The sequence below is a fragment of the Candidatus Neomarinimicrobiota bacterium genome, from assembly GCA_022573815.1.
Lineage (GTDB): Bacteria > Fidelibacterota > SORT01 > SORT01 > SORT01 > JACZTG01.
In genome coordinates this window covers 32,531-56,404 of sequence record JACZTG010000006.1, presented here as the reverse complement: position 1 = coordinate 56,404, position 23,874 = coordinate 32,531, and the positions used below count along the sequence as shown (strand labels likewise).

The 23,874-nt window shown below is 42.5% G+C and carries 16 protein-coding genes; 13 read left to right on the top strand and 3 right to left on the bottom strand.

The genetic code is table 11. The features are described from left to right. The first annotated feature begins 25 nt into the window (after positions 1 to 25). The 6 genes from IIB39_03910 to glmM all read left to right on the top strand — a co-directional run bounded on the left by IIB39_03910 (position 26) and on the right by glmM (position 6,200). On the top strand, positions 26 to 796 hold the full coding sequence (locus IIB39_03910; protein MCH8927843.1) for an ABC transporter ATP-binding protein: 771 nt from the start codon (positions 26 to 28) through the stop codon (positions 794 to 796). Beyond that, positions 789 to 2,486, top strand: a complete 1,698-nt coding sequence (locus tag IIB39_03905; GenBank protein MCH8927842.1) for a hypothetical protein — start codon at positions 789 to 791, stop codon at positions 2,484 to 2,486. The genes IIB39_03910 and IIB39_03905 overlap by 8 nt, the downstream gene beginning before the upstream one ends. Further along, complete coding sequence (locus tag IIB39_03900) at positions 2,476 to 3,378, top strand: hypothetical protein (protein MCH8927841.1); 903 nt, start codon at positions 2,476 to 2,478, stop codon at positions 3,376 to 3,378. Before IIB39_03905 ends, IIB39_03900 begins: the two co-directional genes overlap by 11 nt. Before the next feature lie 276 nt (positions 3,379 to 3,654). Further along, positions 3,655 to 4,497 carry a sigma-70 family RNA polymerase sigma factor gene (locus IIB39_03895; protein ID MCH8927840.1) on the top strand — a complete coding sequence of 281 codons (843 nt, stop codon included), beginning with the start codon at positions 3,655 to 3,657 and terminating at the stop codon, positions 4,495 to 4,497. A gap of 26 nt (positions 4,498 to 4,523) precedes the next feature. Beyond that, positions 4,524 to 4,727, top strand: coding sequence for a 30S ribosomal protein S21 (gene rpsU / locus IIB39_03890; GenBank protein ID MCH8927839.1), 204 nt, complete (start codon positions 4,524 to 4,526; stop codon positions 4,725 to 4,727). A 117-nt stretch (positions 4,728 to 4,844) separates the two neighbouring features. Beyond that, positions 4,845 to 6,200, top strand: a complete 1,356-nt coding sequence (gene glmM, locus IIB39_03885) for a phosphoglucosamine mutase (GenBank protein MCH8927838.1) — start codon at positions 4,845 to 4,847, stop codon at positions 6,198 to 6,200. On the opposite strand, the gene IIB39_03880 is transcribed toward glmM, so the two are convergent. From IIB39_03880 to deoC, 3 genes are read right to left on the bottom strand one after another with little or no spacing between them, the layout of a single operon-like run. Further along, complete coding sequence (locus IIB39_03880) at positions 6,197 to 7,060, bottom strand: aldehyde dehydrogenase family protein (protein ID MCH8927837.1); 864 nt, start codon at positions 7,058 to 7,060, stop codon at positions 6,197 to 6,199. The genes glmM and IIB39_03880 overlap by 4 nt on opposite strands. Beyond that, on the bottom strand, positions 7,060 to 8,529 hold the full coding sequence (locus IIB39_03875; GenBank protein MCH8927836.1) for an aldehyde dehydrogenase family protein: 1,470 nt from the start codon (positions 8,527 to 8,529) through the stop codon (positions 7,060 to 7,062). The genes IIB39_03880 and IIB39_03875 overlap by 1 nt, the downstream gene beginning before the upstream one ends. A 5-nt stretch (positions 8,530 to 8,534) precedes the next feature. Further along, entirely contained in the window at positions 8,535 to 9,452 is a 918-nt protein-coding gene (gene deoC, locus IIB39_03870) for a deoxyribose-phosphate aldolase (protein MCH8927835.1), read from the bottom strand. A 235-nt stretch (positions 9,453 to 9,687) separates the two neighbouring features. Between deoC and IIB39_03865 the strand changes: the two genes are divergently transcribed. The 7 genes from IIB39_03865 (at position 9,688) to IIB39_03835 (ending at position 23,869) form a co-directional block, all read left to right on the top strand. Then, positions 9,688 to 10,821, top strand: coding sequence for an efflux RND transporter periplasmic adaptor subunit (locus tag IIB39_03865; protein MCH8927834.1), 1,134 nt, complete (start codon positions 9,688 to 9,690; stop codon positions 10,819 to 10,821). A 28-nt stretch (positions 10,822 to 10,849) separates the two neighbouring features. Then, positions 10,850 to 14,767 (top strand): efflux RND transporter permease subunit, encoded by a 3,918-nt coding sequence (locus tag IIB39_03860; GenBank protein ID MCH8927833.1) that lies wholly within the window; start codon positions 10,850 to 10,852, stop codon positions 14,765 to 14,767. Positions 14,768 to 14,798: 31 nt separating this feature from the next. After that, the gene (locus tag IIB39_03855; protein ID MCH8927832.1) at positions 14,799 to 17,927 is read left to right on the top strand and encodes an efflux RND transporter permease subunit; all 3,129 of its coding nucleotides are present in this window, start codon (positions 14,799 to 14,801) and stop codon (positions 17,925 to 17,927) included. A gap of 183 nt (positions 17,928 to 18,110) precedes the next feature. After that, the gene (rlmD, locus tag IIB39_03850; GenBank protein MCH8927831.1) at positions 18,111 to 19,472 is read left to right on the top strand and encodes a 23S rRNA (uracil(1939)-C(5))-methyltransferase RlmD; all 1,362 of its coding nucleotides are present in this window, start codon (positions 18,111 to 18,113) and stop codon (positions 19,470 to 19,472) included. Positions 19,473 to 19,553: 81 nt separating this feature from the next. Continuing rightward, the gene (locus tag IIB39_03845) at positions 19,554 to 20,714 is read left to right on the top strand and encodes a potassium channel protein (GenBank protein MCH8927830.1); all 1,161 of its coding nucleotides are present in this window, start codon (positions 19,554 to 19,556) and stop codon (positions 20,712 to 20,714) included. Positions 20,715 to 20,717: 3 nt separating this feature from the next. After that, positions 20,718 to 21,227, top strand: a complete 510-nt coding sequence (locus IIB39_03840) for a cyclic nucleotide-binding domain-containing protein (protein ID MCH8927829.1) — start codon at positions 20,718 to 20,720, stop codon at positions 21,225 to 21,227. Positions 21,228 to 21,229: 2 nt separating this feature from the next. Beyond that, positions 21,230 to 23,869: a valine--tRNA ligase gene (locus IIB39_03835; protein MCH8927828.1), complete on the top strand. Its 2,640-nt coding sequence runs from the start codon at positions 21,230 to 21,232 to the stop codon at positions 23,867 to 23,869. Positions 23,870 to 23,874 lie beyond the last annotated feature (5 nt).

Below are 23,874 nucleotides of genomic sequence, written 5' to 3'. Positions count from 1 at the left end.
TCTATAATATTCTTTTAGGTATCAAATGATCAAGTTTGACTCAGTTACAAAATCTTTCGGTGATTTTGTCGCAATAGATAACCTGAACCTTGAGATTCCAACAGGCACATTGTTCGGTTATATCGGACCGAACGGAGCCGGTAAAACCACAACTATTAAGATGCTGGCAGGACTTCTGAAACCTACTTCAGGAAAAGTCTATATCAACGATATTGATATTCATTCGGAACCGATGAAAGCGAAACGTTTATTCGGTTATGTGCCGGATAAGCCTTTTCTTTACGATAAATTAACAGCCGATGAACTTATGAACTTTATTGGCGGTATCTACGGACTCAGCAGGAGTCAGATAAAAGCTAACTCAAAGATTTTATTCGATATATTCGAGATTACTCCATGGCGAAACAAACGAGCTGAAGAGTATTCTCAGGGTATGAAGCAGAAGCTGCTCATCGCCTCGGGATTTATTCATGACCCGAAAATTTTTGTGATAGATGAACCGATGGTAGGACTTGATCCCAAAAATATTATAAATCTAAAAACTTTTCTCCGGGAAAAAGTATCTACAGGCACTACGGTATTTCTTTCAACTCACAGTCTTCACATCGCTGAAGAATTATGCGATAAAATCGGCATACTGAATGAGGGAAAAATCATTGCGGAAGGAACGAATGAGGAACTCAAAAAATTCGCGAAAGATGAAGGTGATAATCTTGAAACACTTTTCCTGAATCTTACAGCAACGAAAAAAAATCATAATGATGTCAGTCCCCGTGAAGGGATGAAAGTTGACTGAATTTTTAAAGATAAAATTAATTTCTTTGCTGCGATACGGTAAGGGGCTCACTAAAGGTACTTTATTCATGGAAATAGCCACTACTTCCGTATTTGCACTGTTCGGGTATGGCGCTTACAAAGGAATAAACATCACACTTGCGTTTCTAATAAATGAGGTTCATCTGCCGGTTGTATTTTTGCACAGTCTGCTCGCCACCGCGCTTTTTGCTCTATTCGTTATGACGGCTTTAGGAAGTTCGGTAACAGCATTTTCAGCTTTTTTTAGGTCTGATGAAGTTGAATATCTTTTCAATTTTCCGTTGAAGCCGGAAAATATTTTCCTTTACAAATTCAGTGAAAATTTTTTCAGAAGTTCAACTCCTATGTTTCTGTTAGGCGGAGCAGCGTTGATAGCTTATGGTACTTTTTTTAATCTGAGTATAAATGAATATCTGTTGATCATATTCGGTATCGCGCTGCCATTTATTTTTGCGGCAGCTGCTATGGGTACAATTCTGCTCTTTTTAGTTGTAAGGCTGTCCACACTTCTTCCCTCTAAAATTGTTATAACAGCAATGCTTTTGCTTACGTTGGGGGGCTCAGGTTCCTATTTACAATCTGTTCATCCTGTGGACCAGGTAAAGGAAATCATTCAATACTACCCGAATTTTGAAGAGCATCCGGCCATTGCAAGCGGAGGTTTCAATGAAGTGGCGTTTGTACCGAGCACATGGGCAGCACGAGCTCTTTTTTCGATAGTGGAGGAAGATTATGATAACGCTCTTCCGCATATCGGCCTTATGATATTTACCTGTTTGAGTTTAATAAGCGTTCTATATATAATTTCGGGAAGAGCCTATTATCAGACGTGGCTTAATACTCGTGGGAAAGAATGGTTTGTTAAACGATCTCAATACAACAGATTTTCAAAGGCGTTTCAAACATTGAGATTACCTCTAAGTAAAAAGACTGAGGCTCTGATAAAACGAGACTTTCTGCTCTTTGTTAGAGAACCGAGCCAATGGGTGCATATGATTATTTTTATGGTACTATTATTTATCTACATCGCTAACATCAGCGGGCTTTCATTATATATATCCGATCCATTTCGGATGACTCTCCTGTATATTGCGAATTTTATTTTCAGTGGATTTTTCCTTGTATCTTTAGCGGTGAGATTTATTTTCCCGCTTATGAGTCAGGAGGGCAACGCATTCTGGCTTATTAGATCGGCTCCGCTGACTATGAAGTACATATTGAGATACAAGGGTATATCAGCGTCATTGATCTTACTGATTATCGGATTGCCTTTGATTGGATTTACTTCTTCAGCGCTCAATCCGGGGAAGTCGCTTTATCTTATGACGATTGCATTCACGGCAATTAGCAGTGTTGTGATAACTGTTCTGTCTTTGAGCACAGGCGCATGGTTTGCTGATTTAAGAGAGAACAGCGCCATCAGGATTGCCTCATCGAGGGGAGCAACTGTTGCTTTTTTAATTACTATGTTTTATTTAGTAGCAGGAAGTTCATTGTTGTCGGCGGCTGTTTTGGATACTTATAATTTTAAAATCAACAATCTCCCCTATGACGCGGGGAAGGGGGTTATCATTATGACCATATTTTTTGTGTTCAGTCTGATTATCGCAGTCATCGGTATATATATCGGAAATAAAGCGCTATTACGGGAGAATGTTTATGCAAAGTAGGAGCAGAACTTTTAAAAATAAATTTATCGGTTTGACAGTTATTGTTATTGTTGGATTCATTTCCGGCGCTTGCGGTTCAGCAACATTACTGTTGGAAAACTCTTCCATCACATTCGACAAGGAGGAATATTCAAAATCAGCAAATTATATTGCCTCTGTAGAAGGTGTGTTGGTTGACTCGAAGGGCAAGTATGTAAACGGCGCCGTTTTGGAAGCAGCATCGAAAGATTATGAGAATATTACGTCAACCGAAGGTATTACAGGCGTTGACGGAAAGTTTAAAGTGAATCTGTATTGGATAAATCAGCCTTTTATATATGCTGAAGTATTTCCGAATCCGGCCCAAAGTAGTTTGACTACAAGCGGATTTTCGTATATAAAGGATGCAAGAACTATCACATTGGACATTCCCGTATTTGTAAAAGGGGAGACTGAAGAGCTTGCAAGCTCTCCCATTACACTGTACAGCCTGGCGTCCGCGCTGAAACGGATGGCGAATGATGTGGTAAACAGCAGATTAACCACTTTCTCATTTACAGCGGAGGACTATGAAACAGGGCTTACCATAAACGGCGCCACATTTACTCTTCGAGCGACGAGTTCGATAGTTTCTTCAGATTCTCTGTTAAAAAGTTATATTGTCAGCGATACGTTGCGTGCGATAGCGTTGAAAAGCGTCAATCCTTTTGTGATAGATAAAGAAACTTTGAAGCTGAAGCCGGGCAATCCTGTAAAATTTCCGGTTATAAACTTCAGTGAATACACAATTACATTTGAGCATCCGCAATATCACACTGTTGTTGAAAATCTTTATGCTGAGAAGCCAATCGCTAAAATATTCCGGGTGGGAAAATTAAGTGAAGTGTACAAATACGATTTTCTTGATCAATGATATGATTGTAAATACAATACATTCAAATTGGATATTATATCCCTTGAAACCCTATTAGTGCTTGACAAAATTGCGGGTAACAGATATATTTTAACGCTGAAATGGATAATAAATCAGGAAAAGGCGAGAATAATTGTATATCCGGTCAAAGTTTTTTGATTTTGACCCGATTTAACTATATGACAGAGAAATTGCCGGGATGTTCCCGGGTCAATGAGAAAACAGTGTGACTAAAAAAATTAAACCTTTAGGCATAGCGTTATGGCAAATAGACCTATGAGAATGGGAATGGATTCCAATCGCTCTCTTTCTAAATATTTAGAAGAGATTGGTAAGTATGAGCCGTTAAAACCAGCAGATGAAGTTGCACTGGCTAAACGTGTGAAAAAAGGCGAGCATACAGCGCTTAAAAAACTGACAGAAGCGAATCTACGGTTTGTTGTCAGCGTTGCAAAAGATTATCAAGGACAGGGGCTTCCGTTGACAGACCTGATCAACGAGGGCAATTTAGGTCTTATAAAAGCGGCAACCCGATTTGATGAAACGCGCGGGTTCAAGTTTATCTCATATGCTGTGTGGTGGATTAGACAATCCATATTGCAAGCATTGGCGGAACATTCCCGAGTTGTAAGGCTTCCGCTTAATAGGGTAGGAACTATCAGCAAAATTTCCAGGGCAGCGGAAGAGCTTGAGCAAGGTTTCCAGAGGTCGCCGAATGAAGTTGAGATTGCCGAGAAACTTGAGATGAAACCGGAAGAAGTTTCCGATTCGCTTAGGATATCAAAACGACATCATTCTTTAAATGATCCTTTTAGGAACGGCGAGCAAAACTCGCTTATTGACGTTGTCGAAGATGAAGGGCAAGCGCCTCCTGACTCCGACCTGATGTCAGAGTCGCTGAAAAATGAAATTTCAGCCGCCCTTGAAACATTGAAAGAGAGAGAGAAAGAAATAATCAGGATGTACTATGGGATAGAAAGAGAGTACTCGTTGACGCTGAACGAAATTGGGGAAGTATTCCATCTCACGCGCGAGCGGGTACGCCAGATAAAGGAAAAGGCTATCCGGCGCTTAAGACATAAATCACGAAGCAGAAAACTGAGATTATATCTCGGTTAATAAAAAAGGAGAGAATAAAACTACATATGGTACAAGTATTAGTAAGAAAAGACGAACCGCTTGAGAAAGCGTTAAGAAGATTTAAAAAGAAATACGAAAAAGCAGGAATTTTAAAAGACGTAAAGAAAAACTCTTATTACATTAAGCCCAGCCAACAAAAAAGAATGAAAAAGGCCAAAGCTGAGAAAAGAGCGCGTAAATCAACTTTCGGGTATAGACCATATAGATAAGCCCCTCTTTTTAAGAGGAATTACCCAGCCTGTTCGCATAAATCTTTTGCGACGGCATCTCAGATTCTATTTTCGTAATTCCACCGTTCCGGATTATAATTTAAACCGACGAATAATTTGACTCTTCTAATCGCTTCACTATCGGGATTGAGAGGAATATACGGTGATGGACTTACTCCGGAAGTTATAACCTCATACACTAAAGCATTCGGCTTTATAATCGGGCACAAAATCGTAGTCGGCATGGACACAAGAAGTTCAGGCCCGGAAATAGAATCGCTGGTCATAAAGTCATTGATTTCCGCAGGCTGTAAGCCCATTCGGCTCGGAATTGCAACTACGCCAACCACGCAAATTGCCGTAGAAAAGCTAAAAGCGGATGGGGGGATAATAATCACAGCGAGCCATAACAGCGCAGAATGGAACGGGTTGAAATTCTTAAGTTCGGATGGAACATTTATCGGCAAGGAAGAGTTTGAAAAATTACAAAATAATTTAAATTCAAATGCTATTGGTGATGATGGAGAGCGGCAGCACGAGATTGAGACCTATGAAAATTCTGATGAAGATCATCTAAATCTCGTCCTGTCTATGTCGCACTTAGACAAAGATAAAATTCGAAAGAGAAATTTCAAGGTGGCGATTGACTGCGTCAACGGCGCGGCATCGAAACTCCTGCCGGAACTTTTACGGTCTCTTGGATGTGAAATGACACCTATTCATTGCGATCCGGATGTTGAATTTCCGCACAATCCTGAGCCGTTAGAAAAAAATCTGACCGAACTCATCGAACTGACCGGGGAAAGCGGTGCGGACGTTGGTTTTGCGGTGGATCCTGACGGTGACCGGCTTGCCATTGTGGCAAACGGAGGAAAGTATATTTCGGAGGAATATACAATCGTCATCGCAGCCGAGGTGGTTCTCTCAAGTCTTCACGAAGGAGAAAAGATCGTCACAAATCTCTCAACTACCAGAGCGTTAGATGACATTGCTTCAAAATATAAAGCCGAACTTTCACGAACTATGATCGGCGAGATTAACGTAGTTAACGGGATGAAAGAAGTTGGTGCGGTAATCGGCGGAGAGGGTAACGGCGGCGTTATTCTTCCTGAACTGCATTTCGGACGTGATGCAATTGTGGCAGCAGCGCTTACGCTGCAATTTATGGCGCAACATCAGGACTCGCTCTCGGAATTATATGCCAAGATGCCTCAATACGTTATGCATAAGGGGAAAGTGAATCTTGGAGATATATCAGCGGACAGCGCTTTGAAAAATCTCACCGATTATTATTCGGGAGAGAAAATTGATCTTCGTGACGGGGTGAAAGTAGAAAAGCCCGAAGGTTGGATTCACGTTCGTAAGTCAAACACAGAGCCTATCATGCGGATTTACACTGAAGCAAAAGATGCAGCCGGCGCGGGGAGATTAGCAGACGAGGCTGAAAATATAATCCGCGGAGCCGGAGCTTAATTGCCGACAGGATGCCAGGTGGTTTTTATTTCCTGAGTGGCCATAATCTGATATGGGTCTTGAGTATTCACTCCGTTCAATCTGCCACTCTTAATAATGTGAGCACGTTTAACGTTTATGGAAGCATTTTCTTGGACCTTCTTGATTTCACTTGGCTCGTCCCCGCAATAGATAACAGCGTTAACATCCATATGCGTAGAAAAATTATCAATCAATTCGGAACGTATTCCCGTTAAAATGTTTACCACGCCGCCCGGCAGATCTGAAGAATGCAATACTTCCGCCAACGAAATAGAGCAAAGCGGTTTTGAGTGAGACGCAAGGATTACACATGTATTTCCACCTGCGATAACCGGAGCCATTGCAGAGATTAGTCCCAAAAGTCCACTCTCTTCCGGCGCCATAACCGTCACTACGCCTGTCGGTTCAGGCACTGAAAAGTTAAAATGTGAAGAAGAGACAGGATTTACGCTGCTGAAAACCTGCACATATTTATCCGCCCAACCGGCAAAATAAATAAGCCTGTCTATTGAGCCGTTAACTTCTGATTCAGCTTTTCTAACAGAATCGCCTTGAAGCCGAAGTTCTGAAATGAACTGTTCACGCCGTCCTTCAAGCATTTCAGCAATACGATATAATATCTGAGCTCGGTTATATGCGGTGCGATCTGCCCAACCGGCAAATGCTTTTCTGGCTGCGACGACGGAATTCCGAAAATCTTTTCGGGATGATCGGCAGATGTTGGCGATAGGATCACCGTTATTGCCTGTCAGTTCATAAAATCTGCCTGATTCGGTGCGCGGGAATTTCCCGCCGATGTATATCTTATAAGTTTTGAGCACTCCCAATCTTTTTCTCATTATGACAGCTCCACGTACGGCAGGAGACCGTGAAGACCGCCTTCTCTGCCCATGCCACTTTCTTTATAACCGCCAAATGGGGAAGCCGGGTCAAATTTATTAAAAGTGTTCGCCCAGATAACTCCGGCATTAATCTGTTTTGTCACCTTAAATATCTTTGAGCCTTTGTCTGTCCAAACTCCGCCTGAAAGTCCGTAAGGAGTATTATTCGCTTTTTCAATAGCCTCATCTACGGTGCGGAATGTCTGAATCGCTAAAACCGGTCCGAAAATCTCTTCCTTCACTATTCGGTGCGATTGGGAAACCTCTGTAAACAGAGTGGGCTTAAACCAGTATCCCGATTTCGGCAGCGAGCAAGACGGCTGATAGAGATTCCCGCCCTCCTTAACTCCGAACGCCACCATTTCGTTTATTTTCTTAAGCTGCGCCTTAGAATTTATCGCTCCGATGTCAGTGTTTTTGTCGAGCGGGTCACCTATGATTAAAGTTTCCATTCTGTTTTTCAGCTTTCGGATAACCTCATCGGCGATTCCTTCCTGAACTAACAACCTTGAGCCGGCGCAACAGACGTGTCCCTGATTGAAAAAGATAGCGTTAATTATTCCCTCAACCGCCTGGTCTATGGCGGCTTCCTCAAATATTATATTCGCCGCTTTTCCGCCCAGTTCAAGAGTAAACTTCTTGCCTGTTCCCGCTAATGCTTTTTGGATATATTTACCGACGTCGGTGGAGCCGGTAAATGCGATTTTATCTATATCAGGGTGGTTTACTATCGCTCTTCCCGTTTCTGCCGCTCCGGGAATAATATTTACAACCCCGGGAGGCAGATCAGCTTCTTGAATAATTTCAGCCAATTTCAGGGCAGTGAGGGGAGTTGTCTCGGCGGGTTTCAGCACGACTGTGTTTCCCGTGGCAAGCGCCGGAGCAATTTTCCACGACGCCATAAGCAATGGGAAGTTCCACGGAATTATCTGACCCGCAACTCCAAGCGAGTGTACTTTTCTGCCGGGGAATGCGTATTCGAGCTTATCCGCCCATCCTGCGTAATAAAAGAAGTGAGCTGAAACGAGAGGTATATCAATATCGCGCGCTTCGCGAATCGGTTTTCCGCCGTCCATCGCCTCAATCACGGAAAATTCACGCGCTCGTTCCTGAATCATCCGCGCAATTCGGAATATGTATTTCCCTCTTTCGGCTGCGTGCATTTTTGACCAGTATTTATCATATGCGGTTCGCGCGGATTTAACGGCGAAATTCACATCGGCTTTCGAGGCTTCGGCAACCCTTGCGATGACTTTTCCGTTTGCCGGATTTTCTGTATTAAAATATTTTCGGCTTTTCGGCTTGACGAATTCTCCGTTGATGAACAACTCATATTGTTTTTTCAGATGAATATGATCCGTACTTTCCGGAGCAGGGGAATATTCCCATGCTGAATTAAAGTCGAGCAACTTTTCTTTTGTAACCATTATAATCAGTCCTTTGAGAAATAATTGGCAGATTGATATACGCCAACTTCTTGCTTTATCAGCTGCATCAGGATATCGTTAGCAAGAGAGCTGGCTCCAAACCGGAATAAATCCGGCGTAAGCCATTTCGAGCCGAGTGTTTCTTTCGTCAGAACGAGATATTGAATCGCTGTTTTAGCGTTGCTGATACCTCCTGCGGGTTTCAGTCCGATCTTCTTACCGGTTTTGAAATAGAAATCTCTGATCGCCTCTAACATAACCAATGCTACAGGCTGAGTCGCTGCGGGTTGTATCTTGCCTGTGGAAGTTTTGATGAAATCAGCTCCCGCCGACATAGCGATATCGCTGGCAAGGCGAACGTTATCCAGAGTCTGTAACTCGCCGGTTTCGAGAATGACCTTTAGGTGAGAATCCCCGCAAGCTTCTTTTACGGCGGCAATTTCGTCGTAAACATAGTTAAAGTCTCCCCGTAAGAAAGCGCCACGGGAAATGACCATATCTACTTCGTCCGCCCCCATTTTTACAACCTTTTTAACTTCACTGAGTTTAGCGGTAAGGGATGTCATACCGCTTGGAAATGCAGTTGCCACAGATGCGACTTTAACGTTTGTACCTTTGAGCATTTTTACCGCTGTCGGAACCATCGGAGGATATACGCAGACCGCTGCTACATTGGGCAAACCGGGATAGGAATCATGAAGATGCAGCGCCTTATTACAGAGCTGGCTTACCTTACCCATACTGTCTTTTCCCTCAAGAGTAGTGAGGTCAATCATACTTAACGCCAATTTCAAGGCGGATATCTTCGACTCTTTCTTTATGCTTCTTTTGTTAAGCTTGGCCACCCTTTCTTCAACCCCTACCTGATCGACAGGCGGCGGATTAAGGTCTTGATAAATGAGACGTTTGCCGTTATTTTTCAATTCTGCGCACCGTTATAAGATAACTTAAGTTAAATAATATCTTGCTGTTATTGTGAAAACTAATCTTTTTTTCAATGAATTTCAAGTTTTTAGGGTTAACTTTGAGAACTTGGAGAGAAGCGGTTGGAGTGTTCATAATTATAAAGTTAAATCGTTGCAACAATTATGCTTTCAAAGCGTATCTTACTATACAAATTATTACATTTAAATATGCTGAGTATGGAGCGAGGAAACAGTGAATAACAGGTTTAAATTGTCGGGAACAATCTTTTTATTAATCAGTCTTATGTTCTTCATTGCATGCGGTAACCAAAAAGCGGAAGGCGAAGAAAAATCAGATGCGGAATCTACAAAAGTGGACAGCAGTGAATTAGCATCGGATGACGAAAGCAAAAAGAAAAAAGAAAGCGATTTAGATTCGGTCCCCGTTGAGACGATTGCGGTTTGGCGGGGTGAAATGTCCTCATACATTCTTCTGAGTTCAACTATTGAAACAGAACAATACGTAAATGTATATCCTTATCTTACCGGGATCGTGGCGAAACTTCTTGCGGAAGAGGGCGATGAACTGAAAAAAGGCGATCCTCTTTTAGAACTCGACGCTGAAGAATATCGTCTTGCTGAGGCAAAGGCAGGAACACAGCTGAAAAGCCTTCGAAATGAGTTTCGAAGACTCCAAGCGCAGTTTGACAAAGAATTGTTAAGCAAAGAAGTATTTGACAAGGCTAAATTCAACCTTGAGCAGGCGAGAATCAGCTGGCAGGAGGCTAAGCTCAATTTAGACAGAACTACTGTGAGAGCTCCTATTGATGGAGTTGTATCGCTGCGGAATGTCCGGCAGGGGGACAGAGTGATGGCAAGCGTTCACTTGTTTTCCATGGTGAATCTCGACAATATAATAGCAACCGTTCATGTTCCCGAAAAGGAGCTGTCTGTCATTCAAAAAGGACAACTTACTTATCTGACGTCAGATTATCTTGAGGATAAACGATTTGAAGGGTATGTGAAACGGATTTCACCTGTAGTTAATCCTGCAACAGGTACTTTTAAGGTGACTATCGGGCTTGATTTAGACCACGAAGGACTTCGCCCGGGAATGTTTGTGAACGCTTTTATTGTTACCATGACGAATAAAAACGCTCTAATCCTGAATAAAGATGCCATTGTGTATGACGGTAATAAAAGATTCGTATTTGTAGTCAGAGATTCTTTAGCATATAAATTGCCGGTGGAAGTTGGGTTTGAAGATGCCTCACGGGTTGAAATAATCGAAGGTATCAGCGATACGGCTAATGTTATCATAGTCGGTCAAAACGGTTTGCGCGACAAGACAAAGGTGAAAGTAGTCAAAAAACGCAAAATTTCTTAAAAGTTGAATATCTTATCGGAGTCTGTTTTTGAGTGAGTCGCAATCAACCGGCGATAAGCTAGACACACTGTTTAATGTTGTAATTAACCGTCCTGTTGCCATCACAATGGTAGCTTTGGCTGTGATAGTTTTCGGCTATGTGTCCTATCAGCAGCTTTCTCTGAATCTGATGCCGGATATTTCCTATCCGACTCTGACCGTTCGGACGGAATATCCTGGCGCTGCGCCTGAAGAAGTAGAGACCACTATTTCGCGGCCTGCGGAACAGGCATTGGGCGTAGTGGGAAATCTTGTAAACCTGACAAGCATTTCGAGAGCCGGCGTATCCGATGTGGTTTTAGAATTCACGTGGGACACGGATATGAACGTAGCCACACAGGATATAAGAGAAAAACTTGATCAAGTGCGGTTTCCTAATGGAGTAGAACGCTCACTCATTTTACGATACGACCCTTCTCTCGACCCGATATTGCGGTTAGGTCTATCAGGCGGTGATGATTTATTCGAACTGCGAAAATTCGCCGAAGAGGAGATAAAACGCCAGCTCGAAACTATCAAAGGTGTAGCGGCCGTCAAGGTTAAGGGCGGATTAGAAAGAGAGATACGGGTAGAACTCGATGAGTCCCAGCTTACAATCAGAGGATTGAATATCAGAGATATAAACCGCCTTATCGGACAGGAAAACATAAATCTTGCCGGAGGAAATCTTAAAGAAGGTCAAACGGAATATCTTGTGCGGACGCTCAACGAGTTCAGAAGTATAGATGAGATTTCCAACCTTGTCGTATCAAGGATTAATAATGTCGAAGTCCGTATCAAAGATTTAGGCGTAGTAAAAGATACGCATAAAGACAGAGAAGTGATTACAAGAATAGGCGGAAACGAGAGTGTAGAAATTGAGGTATATAAAGAAGCGGATGCAAATATTGTTGCGGTAGCCAATAGTGTGCGAAATAAGATATTCGGCACTCCCGCACAGCTGTCATTTGTGAAGCAGATGAGGGAAGCTGAGAAAAAGGAGAAGAAAGAAAAGAAAGAGGGCAAGGCAGTCGCGTCTGCTGATGATAAAAAGAAAAAAGAGAAGAAAAAGGAAGAGAAAGGAAGAAGAGGAAGAGGGAGAAGGGGTGGAAGAGGTGGTGGCGATAGTCCTGCGATAATAAAGGCGAAGATGACCAATTACCTTTCTTATGATTTGCCTAAGGGAGTGAAAATGACCACTCTAAGCGACCAGTCAACCTTTATAGAAAATGCGCTTAACGAAGTTATGAACACTGCAATAATCGGTGCGTTTCTTGCTGTGATAGTGCTATTTGTATTTCTCCGAAATGTTGTCAGCACGATGATAATTGCCGTGGCAATACCTCTTTCGATTGTGGCAACGTTTGCGCCGATGAAAATATTCGATGTTTCCCTGAACATAATGTCATTAGGCGGGTTGGCTTTAGGTGTAGGTATGCTTGTGGACAATTCGATTGTGGTATTGGAAAGTATATTCAGATGTCGTGAAGAGGGCGATAACCTTACGGATTCGGCTGTTCGCGGAGTAAAAGAAGTCGGCGCGGCGGTATTTGCATCCACATTGACCACAATCGCAGTATTCTTTCCAATGGTGTTTGTGGAAGGAATTGCGGGTCAAATTTTCGGCGATTTATCGTTGACGGTTGTCTTTTCATTACTCGCATCGGTGGTAGTCGCACTGTTTTTGATTCCTATGCTAAGCTCGAGGAAGTTGAGTCTCTCTAAATCAGGCGTAACTTTAAACGATATTAAAAGTATGAATTTTATGGAATTGAAATCTATAGAGCTGATAAAAGAATTATCTGCCGATTATTCCGGTTCCTTAAAGAACAGAGCAATTAAATACTCGCTATATACGTTGAGGCTTGTGGGCGAATTTCTGTTTAAATCAGGGTCTCTGCTGTTTGCTCTTATTCTCCTGGCTACAAAAATAATATTGGTCATTATTTTAACCGTTGGCTCTCCAATTCTGAAACTGCTTTCATTAGTCACAAAAAGATGGGACGATTACTTTCCTAACCTAATCAGCTGGGCAAAATATGATGGTATCTTCAAATTGCGCTTCACCCGGAAGATATGGGAGGGATTGCTCGTATTTGATGCTCCCGCGCTGATTGAGAACGGGTTTACGGCATATTTGAAGAAATTCAGAAAACCTGAAGGTTATACTGATAATGCCCGGCAGTTCTGGCTCAGACAAGCATTATTAGGCATTGCTGCGCCGGTAGCATTTATTTATTTTTTACTGCGTTTCATCATAGGGCTAATCGGTTCTTTGTTGGGACGAGTCGGCGTGGCGTTGATGAATTTCGGTACTCTCATAGGTACTTTTCTTTGGGCATTCGCCGGCATAGTACTTATGCCTGTGGCAAAACCGCTGATTCTTCTATTTGAAAAAGGTTTCGATCAGGTTAACCGGGTGTATCCCATAGCCATTAGATGGTCTATCGAAAATAAAGGAATGGTAATCGGCTCTTCTGCGGCTCTTCTTGCTATCGTTTGGTTCTTGCTCATTCCATCATTGGGCAGCGAACTTATCCCGGAAGTGCATCAGGGCGAATTCGTAGTGGAAGTTTATCTGCCGGTAGGCACGCGTCTTGAGGAAACAGATAAGAAGATGAAGGAAGTTGAGAACCGGATCAGGGGAATGGATATGATTGAGGAAATCTCCACGGTTATCGGCGCGGAAAAGTCTGCGAACCTTAAAAGCGATGAAGGAGAACATACGGGCAAACTGACAGTTCGAATGCACTCTCAATTTATAAGAAAAGAATATGAAGTAGCGCTCATTGCTGATATAAGAAGAGAACTCTCGCAAATTCCGGGAATCGTGACAAAAATATCGCGACCGGCGCTGTTCAGTTTCAAAACACCGGTTGAAGTGGAGGTGCAGGGTTTTGACCTTTCCACTCTCAAACGATTATCTTTAGAGGTAGAAAAACGACTGAGTGAACTTCCCGGCTTAACAGACGTTAAATCCAATATACAATCGGGGAATCCTGAGATTCAAATCTTCTATGACAGGAAATTGTTGGCAAAATACGGGCTGAAAATATTTGAAGTGGCAAGTATCGTCAGGAACAAGATTAAAGGCGAAGTAGCGACGTTCTTTAAAGAAAAGGACAGGAGGATAGACATTCTTGTTCGATTGAAAGACGAGGATAAGGGAAGTATTGATGCTCTCCGGCGGGTTGTAGTTAATCCCGGCGGGGATGTTCCGATATTTCTTGACGCTGTAGCCAAGATAACTATCGGGGAAGGACCCAGCGAGATAAGGCGGGTCGAGCAGCAGCGCGTGGCAGTGATAACAGCCAACACTTCGGGGATTGATCTTGGAAGCGCAATGGATAATATTGTTGAAGCGCTTGATGAAATTAGATGGCCTTACGGATTCAGCTATGCGCTTAGCGGTCAGAAGGAGGAGATGAACACTTCCATTAACAGCCTAATTCTTGCGCTGTCGCTTGCATTGTTTCTTGTGTACGTTGTTATGGCGTCGCAGTTTGAATCTCTTATTCACCCGTTCGTTATAATGTTCACCATCCCGCTTGCTCTTATCGGGGTGGTGGGAGTGCTTTGGCTGCTGTCGGTGCCGCTGAGCGTGGTGGTATTTCTTGGTCTGATAATGTTAGCGGGCATTGTGGTAAACAACGCTATCGTATTGGTGGATTATATAAACCATCTCCGCGCAAACGGAATGGAAAAAATTGAGGCAATCGTTACGGCAGGCACGGTAAGGCTTCGCCCGATTTTAATGACAACCGCTACCACAGTCCTTGGTTTGCTGCCGATGGCGCTGGGATTCGGAGAAGGCGCTGAAATTAGGACGCCTATGGCTATTACGGTTGTTGCAGGATTAATTAGCTCGACACTGTTAACGCTATTGGTAATTCCAACTGTCTATGCTTTAGTTGACAGGAAGGATTAAATTTTATGAAACTCGCCAGAAAGGAACTTTCGTGAATATTAAGGATTCTTTTTTACCCAGATTTTCAGTGCACAGACCTGTTACCGTACTAATGACTTTTATGGCTATTTTGGTAGTAGGATTTATCGCGTACACTCGGATACCGGTTGAACTGATGCCGGAAGGATTTACTCCTCCGTTTTTGGGTATTTGGGTGCCATACCGCGAAACAAATCCAAAAGAAGTAGAAGATCAGATAGCCAGACCTTCCGAGGATATTCTTCAAACGGTCAGCGGTGTCAGGGAAATTAGTACGAGTAGCCATTCCAACGGTTGCTGGATATGGCTCGAATTCGCAAATGGTACTGATATGGATGTGGCTTATATGCTCGTTCGCGAACGGATGGACAGACTCCTTGCGTCTGAGTTTCCCGACGATATAGAAGATGTTTTTGTCAGAAAATTCAGACAGAACGATGATCCGGTTGTATGGTTCGGGATGACCATTTCTGACGATGACCCGGATCCGTATTTCACTGTGGATTTTTATGTCAAAAGAGTGTTAGAACAAATTGACGGGGTGGCGAATGTTGAAATGTGGGGCGCATCGGAGAAAATCATTCAGATATTGGTGGATCAGGACAAGGTGAAGGCGCATAAAATAAACACTTATCAGCTTATTCAAGATCTTCAAAAAGATAATTTCTCGCTTTCCAGCGGATACGTTTATGACGGGAGCAAGAAAATTTATGTAAGATCGGTTGGTAAATATCGGAATATTGAGGATGTGAGAAACATCAGGATAGCCGGTGAAAACCTCTATCTTAAAGATGTCGCCAGCATTATCTATGATGAACCGAGACAACGGCGATGGGTTCAGCGAATTGACGGTCAAAAGGCTATAAGCATTGGTGTATATAAGGAATCGATGGCAAATACAGTCGAACTTTCGGAAACCATTATAGCAAAACTCAAAGAGCTTGAGAAAATTGATGAATTGAGCGGAATGAAGATAAATGTGTTTTTCAATCAGGGGGGATTCATAACTGATTCGGTGAAAAATCTTGTTAATGCAGGACTCTGGGGTGGTGGTTTCGCATTTATGCTGCTCTTTTTCTTTTTGCGCCGATTTAAAATGACAGCAATTATCAATCTGGCGATTCCTCTCTCATTATTGATTACGCTGACAACATTATATTTCATCGGCTGGACGTTAAATGTTATCACAATGATGGGGCTGATGCTGAGTGTGGGGTTGGTGGTTGATAACTCAATCGTCATAGTTGAAAATATTTACAGACTGAGAAATCAGGGGATGAGCCGCGAAGAATCATCCGTTAAAGGAGCGAGCGAAGTTTCGCTTGCTATAACTATGGCTACGCTCACTACTGTGGTAGTGTTTCTGCCGCTCATATTAATGAACGATAATGTGGGCTTTTCTTTTTATATGTTTCGAATCGGACTACCTGTGATGATAGCGCTAATCGCATCATTGTTCGTGGCTCTCGTTATAATCCCGCTGGCTACAACTCGGCTTGTTTCCCGGAAGAAAACTCATCGGGCAGGGCTTATCGAAAAGGGTACAGCGGCTTATGACAGGATTCTCAAATGGACACTTGGTCACAGGCAAGACACAGCGATTATAGTGCTTATTTTAATGGTAAGTATGGCAATACCGATGAGTAAGGTAAAAAACTCCGATTCAGGCGGTAATATAAACGATGTGCGGCTTATTTTAGATATGCCTGAGCATTATACGATGGAAGACGCACAGACCCTTGTAGATACGATAGAGCATTATGTTTATGCAAATGAAGTTAAGTTTAATGTTAAAACAATAAATTCAAGATATTCAAATAATTGGGGTGTGGTGAGGATATTTTTAAATCCGCCGAAGGAATCCCAATGGTGGCAGGTGGCGTGGAAAAATTTTGCTGATTTAGTTGGAATCGCGGAAGACAGCATAATGAACAGAGAAGAGATCATGGCTGACCTGAAGGAAAATATACCGAAATATCCGGGTGTGAAAATCAAAAACAGGTGGAGAGATAATTCGGGTAACGAATCATCCGTATCAATTGTCCTGCGAGGAGATGATACACATACGCTTATTGAGTTGGCTAAAGAAGTGGAAAGAAGACTAAGTCATGTACCGGAACTGCTCAGCGTGGAAACAGACAGGGATCAGGGCGCATCAGAAATTCAGATATTTATTAAGAGAGATCAGGCTTCCAAATACGGGATAAATCCGCGCGTAATATCCGGACAGATTTCCTACGCTCTCAGAGGCATTGAGCTGCCCGAATTCCAATCAGCGGAAAGAGAGATAGATGTTCGTATTCAATACAACGAAGAAGATATGGAAAATCTCGAACAGCTCAAGAATATGACATTCCTTACGCCAACGGGCGCCGAAATTCCGTTAGCTTCTCTCGCGGATTTTGCCATCAAAAAGGGAATGGGAGAAATTCAGCGGACAGATGGTAAAACCAATGTAAGGATTAACGGATTTACCACTGAAGAGAATCAGAAAGGTATCCACGAGAAAGTCACGAAAGCAATGGCAGGCTTCACTCTTCCCCGAGGCTATTCATGGGCGATGGGTGAACGGTTTCAGCGTCTTCAGGAATCGAATGACGCACAAATGTTTGCTATTGTTCTTGCTATAACATTCGTATTTCTTCTAATGGGCGTACTGTTTGAATCATTCGTTCTGCCGCTGTCGGTAATTGTCTCGATTCCGTTATCATTCTTCGGAGCGTACTGGCTGCTTTACATAACCGGAACTGCTTTTGATACTATGGCGATGATCGGGCTGATAATATTAATCGGCATCGTCGTAAATAACGCCATAGTCCTGATAGATATGATAAACAGACTCAGGAAAGAAGGGCTTTCGAGACAGGAGGCTATTATGCAAGCAGGGCATCATCGTTTCCGCCCGATATTGATGACAGCGTTTACCACCATTTTCGGAATGCTGCCGATGGCGGTGGGAAACGCGAGCCTTATCGGAATGCCGTATGCTCCGCTCGGGAGAGTAATGATAGGAGGGCTGCTGTCGTCAACCGCTCTGACTCTCATAGCGGTTCCGCTGTTTTACACCTTTTTTGACGACCTGAGTCTAACGTGGAGCAAGGTTCAGATTCTCGCTTTTGCCCGGAACAAGGTGAAAGAGTAAAAAAACTATAACAGAGTAAAACTCATAAGGGCAAGGCAATACACCTTGCCCTTATTTCTATTGTCCGAATCCGGCGAACATTCTTTTATCTTGCAGCATCTTTAAAAAGGAACTAATTTAAATAACAGATAAAGGGGAAATAAACTGAAAAAAAATGACGAAATAGAAGTAAAAATAGATTCCTTGGGCTTCGGCGGCAAAGGATTTACGAAAGTGGACGGATTAGCGCTCTTTGTTCGTAATTCTCTGCCGGGACAGACTCTTAAGGTGAAAATAATAAAGAAACGAAAAGGATTTGCCGAGGCAATTCCTATCAGCGTAATTGAACAATCGAAACACTATGTTGATCCTGAGTGTCCTCACTTCAAATATTGCGGCGGATGTTCGCTGCAAAATCTAAGTTATAGCGAACAGCTTGAACAAAAATCGAGACAGGTGGGGGAAGTGCTTCAGCATATAGGTGGCGTGCGTGGAGTAAATGTTGAGCCGATAATTGCCGCTCCCGACGTTTTCTATTACAGAAACAAGATGGAATTTTCTTTCTCAAATAAAAGGTGGCTTACCGACGAAGATGAGCAGAAGCCGAAAGACTTTGCGCTTGGATTGCACGTTCCGGGGAATTATGAAAAAGTCTTGGACATCGATGATTGTAGATTACAATCCGAAGTTTCCAATAAGATTTTAGCAAGCGTTAAAAAATCGGCGCAGGAATACAAATTCAAGCCGTATGACAACAAAAACCATTCCGGGAACCTGCGATACCTGATTATTAAACAGGCGGCAAATAGTGATGACCTGTTCGTGAACATTGTAACGAAATATGACGAACCGATGAAGCTTGATAAAATTGTAAAGAAATTGATCAAAGATTGCCCTGAAATAACTACCGTAGTAAATGTGATAAATGATAGTGTAGCATCAATAGCCTACGGAACAAAGGTGAACGTAATGCACGGTTCGGGCTTATTCAATGAAAAAATCGGATCGGTTCATCTTGAACTCGGACCTCAGGAATTCTTGCAGACGAACACAAAAGCGGCGGAGTTATTATACCAAAAGATAATTGATTTTGCAGAGCTGAATGAAAAAATGAATGTTTTCGATCTTTACAGCGGTGTTGGCTCAATCTCCATCAGTATTGCGTCTCAGGTTCAGAAAGTTACCGGATTTGAATTATTGCCGGAAGCGGTGGATAGCGCCGGAAGGAACGCCGTATCCAACGGTGTGTTGAATTGTAATTTCATTTCGGGCGATATGAGAGAGCTATTCAGGGATGTGGATTATATAAGGAAAGTTCATGGAACGCCGGATGTGATAATACTTGATCCCCCAAGAAGCGGTATTCATCCGAGTATGCCGAAGCGGATTTCTAATTTAAAGCCTAAAAAGGTGATTTACGTTTCCTGTAATCCGGCGTCATTCGCTCGGGACGTAAAGCTATTTGACGAAAGAGGCTATAAATTAGTCAAGTTGCAGCCGTTTGACTTATTCCCGCATACGCCGCATATAGAATTGGTATCGCTATTAGTGCCGAAAAGTGATTGATGCTGATACTTATTGAAAATGATTGACATTAAGGCATATATTTTTAATATCAATTAATAGAGCTGGAATCGTTCTCTTATTATGTTTAAAACGATAAAATCAGGTATGAATATTTTGATCGAGGGCATGGTGCTCAAGGTCTTAGTAGTGATTTTTATGGTGATGACGATTGGCGCGGTAGTCGTATTTTTCTTTGAAAGAGAACAAAATGCCGAACACTTTGATACGATATTTCAGGCGGCGTGGTGGGCTCTTGTGACGATGACCACAGTCGGATATGGCGATAAAATACCTGTTACGGTTGGAGGACGATTAATAGGAGCTGTGATAATGTTTTCAGGGGTTGCCCTCGTATCTATATTCACGGCGACTATTTCTTCCATCTACGTTGCGAGAAAAATTCGAGAGGATAAAGGATTGGAACAAATAAATTTTGAAAATCATATAGTATTGTGCGGTTGGTATAATCACTCTGAGTCAGTATTGGAATCGCTTATGAAGCTTAGCGATGAAAAGGTACTCAACATCGTACTTGTAAATGAGCTTGCCGAAGATGAAATAAATACCATCCTTTCCAAATATAAAGGCGTAGAAATAAAATATGTTCGGGGCGATTTTACAAGCGAGCCGGTGCTGGAACTTGCCAATGTAAGGAAAGCTCAATCAGTGCTTATCGTTCCTGATAGCAGCACACTGTCAACAAGCGAACCCGATGAGAGGACTGTTCTCGCTACTCTCACATTGAAGGCTATGAATCCTCAAATACGCGTGTATGCCCATGTTGTCAATCCGGCGACTAAAGCGCATCTAAGGCGCGCTAATGTGGACGAAATTGTTCTTCAGGATGAATTCACGGGCTTTCTTCTCGCCTCTCATATTGCAAATCCGGGAATTCCCCAGACGTTCAATGAGCTGTTAGATTACAATGTTCGGATGAATCTTCAGCGGTTTGAAATACCGTCTGACAAAATAGGAACAACTTTCGGGGATTTATCAGATTATTTTAATGAATCAGGCGAGGGAATATTAATTGGCATTACGTCTGAAAGAGCAGCTGTGCAAATATCTGATATACTATCTGCGGACGCAAGTTCGTTGGATAAATTTATAGCGAGAAAATTTGAGGAATCCGGAATAAATATTGAAGATGAGAAGGGTCATCGGGTAGAGATAAATCCGCCGAGAACTCTGACGATTGAAAAAAATGACGTGGCGCTCATCATCGGAGTGAAACAGGATTAAATTATGATTGATAAAAATAAGTTAGAGGGATTTATAATATTTAAGGATTTAAGCGATAGCCAGCTTGGCGAAGTATGCGATAAATTTGTCGAGCGCAGCTATAATCAGGATGAAATTATATTCTCCGAAGGGGATGTGGGAACATCGCTTTTTCTGCTCTTGGAGGGAGAAGTAGAAATTACACAAGCGCTGACGTTAGATATTGATCATTCGGAGGTGGATAACAGGGAAAAATCTTTAATAAGACTGAATGCGAACAGTAAAACTTTTTTCGGGGAAGTAGGTCTTATCGAAGAAGACGGCGTAAGAACCGCTACCGTAAAAACTACGTCAAAATCGCTTATTGCGCGATTGTCAAAAATGGACTTTAACGATTTGACTGAAAATGACCCGGTTCTCGGAACTAAGCTTCTCAAGAATATTGCAGCAGTTTTATGCCAGCGGTTAAGAACGACCAACGCAAACGTTTTGAAAATCACAACAGCCTTCAGTTTAGCTCTTTCCCGCCAATAACAATGAAAAAAGAAATTGGTAAAATCTATGACCCTAAGGGCGTAGAACAACGCCGGTATAAGCAATGGATGGAGAATAAATACTTTCACGCTGATCCAAACAGCAGAAAAACTCCATACACGATAGTTATCCCACCGCCGAATGTCACAGCGGAGCTCCACCTTGGACATGCGTATAACAACACACTTCAGGACGTATTGATAAGGTATAAAAAAATGAACGGTTTCGAAACACTCTGGATGCCCGGTACCGATCATGCGGGCATTGCGACTCAGAATGTTGTGGAAAAACAGCTGGAGAAAGAAGGTCTCGACAGGCACAAGCTCGGCAGAGAAAAATTTGTTGAAAGAGTATGGAAATGGAAGGAAGAAAAGGGCAACAAGATAACCGAACAGCTCAAAACGCTCGGCTGCGCCTGTGATTGGGACAGAGAGCGATTCACAATGGATGAAGGTCTTTCCTTAGCGGTAAAAGAAGTTTTTGTGTCCCTCTATGAACGCGATTTGATTTACAGAGGCAAGTATATAATAAACTGGTGTCCGCGCTGCGGAACGGCTCTTTCGGATGAAGAAGCCGAGCACAAAGAAATAAACGGCTCTCTCTGGCATATCAAATACCGTGTGGAGGATTCCGATGATTTTGTGACAGTTGCAACAACAAGACCGGAGACGATGTTAGGCGACACTGCCGTAGCGATAAATCCAAAAGACGACAGGTATAAGGATTTAATTGGAAAGACGGTAATCCTGCCGTTACTCGACAGAAAACTTCGCGTAATCGAAGATTCGTTTGTGGACCCTGAATTTGGTACGGGCGTGGTGAAGGTTACTCCTGCCCATGACCCGAATGATTTTCAAATGGGAAAACGTCATGATCTTGACAGCATACAAATTCTAAACGAAGACGGGACTCTGAATAAAAATGCAGGACCGTACGCCGGCTTAGACCGGTTTAAGGCGAGAGAATTAGTGGTAACTCATCTTGAAGAACAAAATCTTCTAACCAAAGTTGAAGATCATACTTACAGCGTCGGCCATTGTTACAGATGCGGAACAATTGTGGAACCATATTTATCTACACAATGGTTCGTAAAAATTGGTCCTTTAGCTGAAAAAGCGCTTAATGCGGTTAAATCTAAAGAGATTAAGATTCATCCCGCCAAATGGGAAAAGACATATTTCCACTGGATGGAAAATATCAGAGATTGGTGTATTTCAAGACAACTCTGGTGGGGACACAGAATCCCCGCGTATCACTGCGCCGAGTGCGGCGAGATTATGGTTGCCCGGGAGGAGCCGGACGAATGCGTGAAGTGTTCAGGGAAGCTGAAACAGGACCCGGATGTTCTCGATACATGGTTTTCCTCATGGTTGTGGCCTTTCTCAACTTTAGGATGGCCTGAAAAAACAAAAGAACTGGAATATTTTTATCCGACTGATACTCTTGTCACAGGCCATGAAATTCTTTTTTTCTGGGTTGCCCGGATGATTATGTCGGGTTTGGAGTTCATGGAAAAGATTCCGTTCAGTGATATTTATCTTCACGGGGTTGTCCGCGATGAGAGCGGACGCAAAATGAGTAAATCACTTGGTAACGGCATTGACCCGCTGAAAATGGTTGAAATGTACAGCGCAGACGCAGTCAGATTTTCTATTCTGAGTCTTGCTCCCGAGGGATTGGATATCAGGATAAATGAAAAAGATTTTGAAATTGGCAGGAACTTCACTAATAAAATCTGGAACGCTTTTCGATTCATATATTCTAATATGGATGAGACTCAACTGCCCGAAATACAGAGCGATAATTTGGAACTTGCGGACAGGTGGATTCTATCAAGGTATAACACCGCTATTTCCGCGATTAACCGGGAAATTGAAGATTTCAAAATCTCCAATGCTTTAGACAAAGCGTATAAGTTTTTCTGGGGAGAATACTGCGATTGGTATCTTGAATTGATAAAGGAACGGCTTTATTCTGAGGATAAAGAGCGAAAAGATTCCGCGCTTGCGGTTGCCGTTACGGTATTAAAAGGAGCGATGCAGCTGTTACACCCGTTTGTTCCTTTTGTTACAGAAGAAGTGTATTCCACATTGTCAGGTGAAGAAAGCATTATGCTCAGCGCATATCCCGAATCGAATGAGAAGATGAAAAATTCACAGGCGGAAGAAGAAATGACTCTGATACAGGAACTGAGCACTTCTGTTCGCACTATACGAAGCCAGATGAGCGTTCCTCCGTCCGTAAAAGGCTCATTGATTATTGTAGGAGCAACTGATGCGGAGACGAAAATTATAGAAAATAACCGTTCATATATGGAAAATCTTTGCAAATTAGAATCAATAAGCTTTAATGGGGAGGTTGTTCGGGATAAATTAGCCGCTACGGACATTGTAAGAAATATTGAACTGATAGTTCCGCTTGAAGGATTGATTGATACGGAAGTAGAAGCGGAACGCCTGAATAAAGATTTGGAAAACGTGGAGAAAGCTCTTCAAGCAGTAAATAAAAAACTTTCTGATAAATCTTTTTTACAAAATGCTCCCGCCGATATAGTTGAAAAAGAACGTCAGAAGGAGAAAGATTTCAGCGCGAAGATTTCTAAGATTAAAACCAACCTTGAATGGCTTACGAAGGCTTCTTAGGGAAA

What these genes read in the sequence shown, in the direction of transcription:
- IIB39_03910 (MCH8927843.1), top strand. Translation starts at nt 26, where the DNA reads ATGATCAAGTTTGACTCAGTTACAAAATCTTTCGGTGATTTTGTCGCA.
- IIB39_03900 (MCH8927841.1), top strand. Translation starts at nt 2,476, where the DNA reads ATGCAAAGTAGGAGCAGAACTTTTAAAAATAAATTTATCGGTTTGACA.
- IIB39_03895 (MCH8927840.1), top strand. Translation starts at nt 3,655, where the DNA reads ATGAGAATGGGAATGGATTCCAATCGCTCTCTTTCTAAATATTTAGAA.
- rpsU (MCH8927839.1), top strand. Translation starts at nt 4,524, where the DNA reads ATGGTACAAGTATTAGTAAGAAAAGACGAACCGCTTGAGAAAGCGTTA.
- IIB39_03880 (MCH8927837.1), bottom strand. Translation starts at nt 7,060, where the DNA reads ATGAGAAAAAGATTGGGAGTGCTCAAAACTTATAAGATATACATCGGC.
- IIB39_03875 (MCH8927836.1), bottom strand. Translation starts at nt 8,529, where the DNA reads ATGGTTACAAAAGAAAAGTTGCTCGACTTTAATTCAGCATGGGAATAT.
- IIB39_03845 (MCH8927830.1), top strand. Translation starts at nt 19,554, where the DNA reads ATGTTTAAAACGATAAAATCAGGTATGAATATTTTGATCGAGGGCATG.
- IIB39_03840 (MCH8927829.1), top strand. Translation starts at nt 20,718, where the DNA reads ATGATTGATAAAAATAAGTTAGAGGGATTTATAATATTTAAGGATTTA.
- IIB39_03835 (MCH8927828.1), top strand. Translation starts at nt 21,230, where the DNA reads ATGAAAAAAGAAATTGGTAAAATCTATGACCCTAAGGGCGTAGAACAA.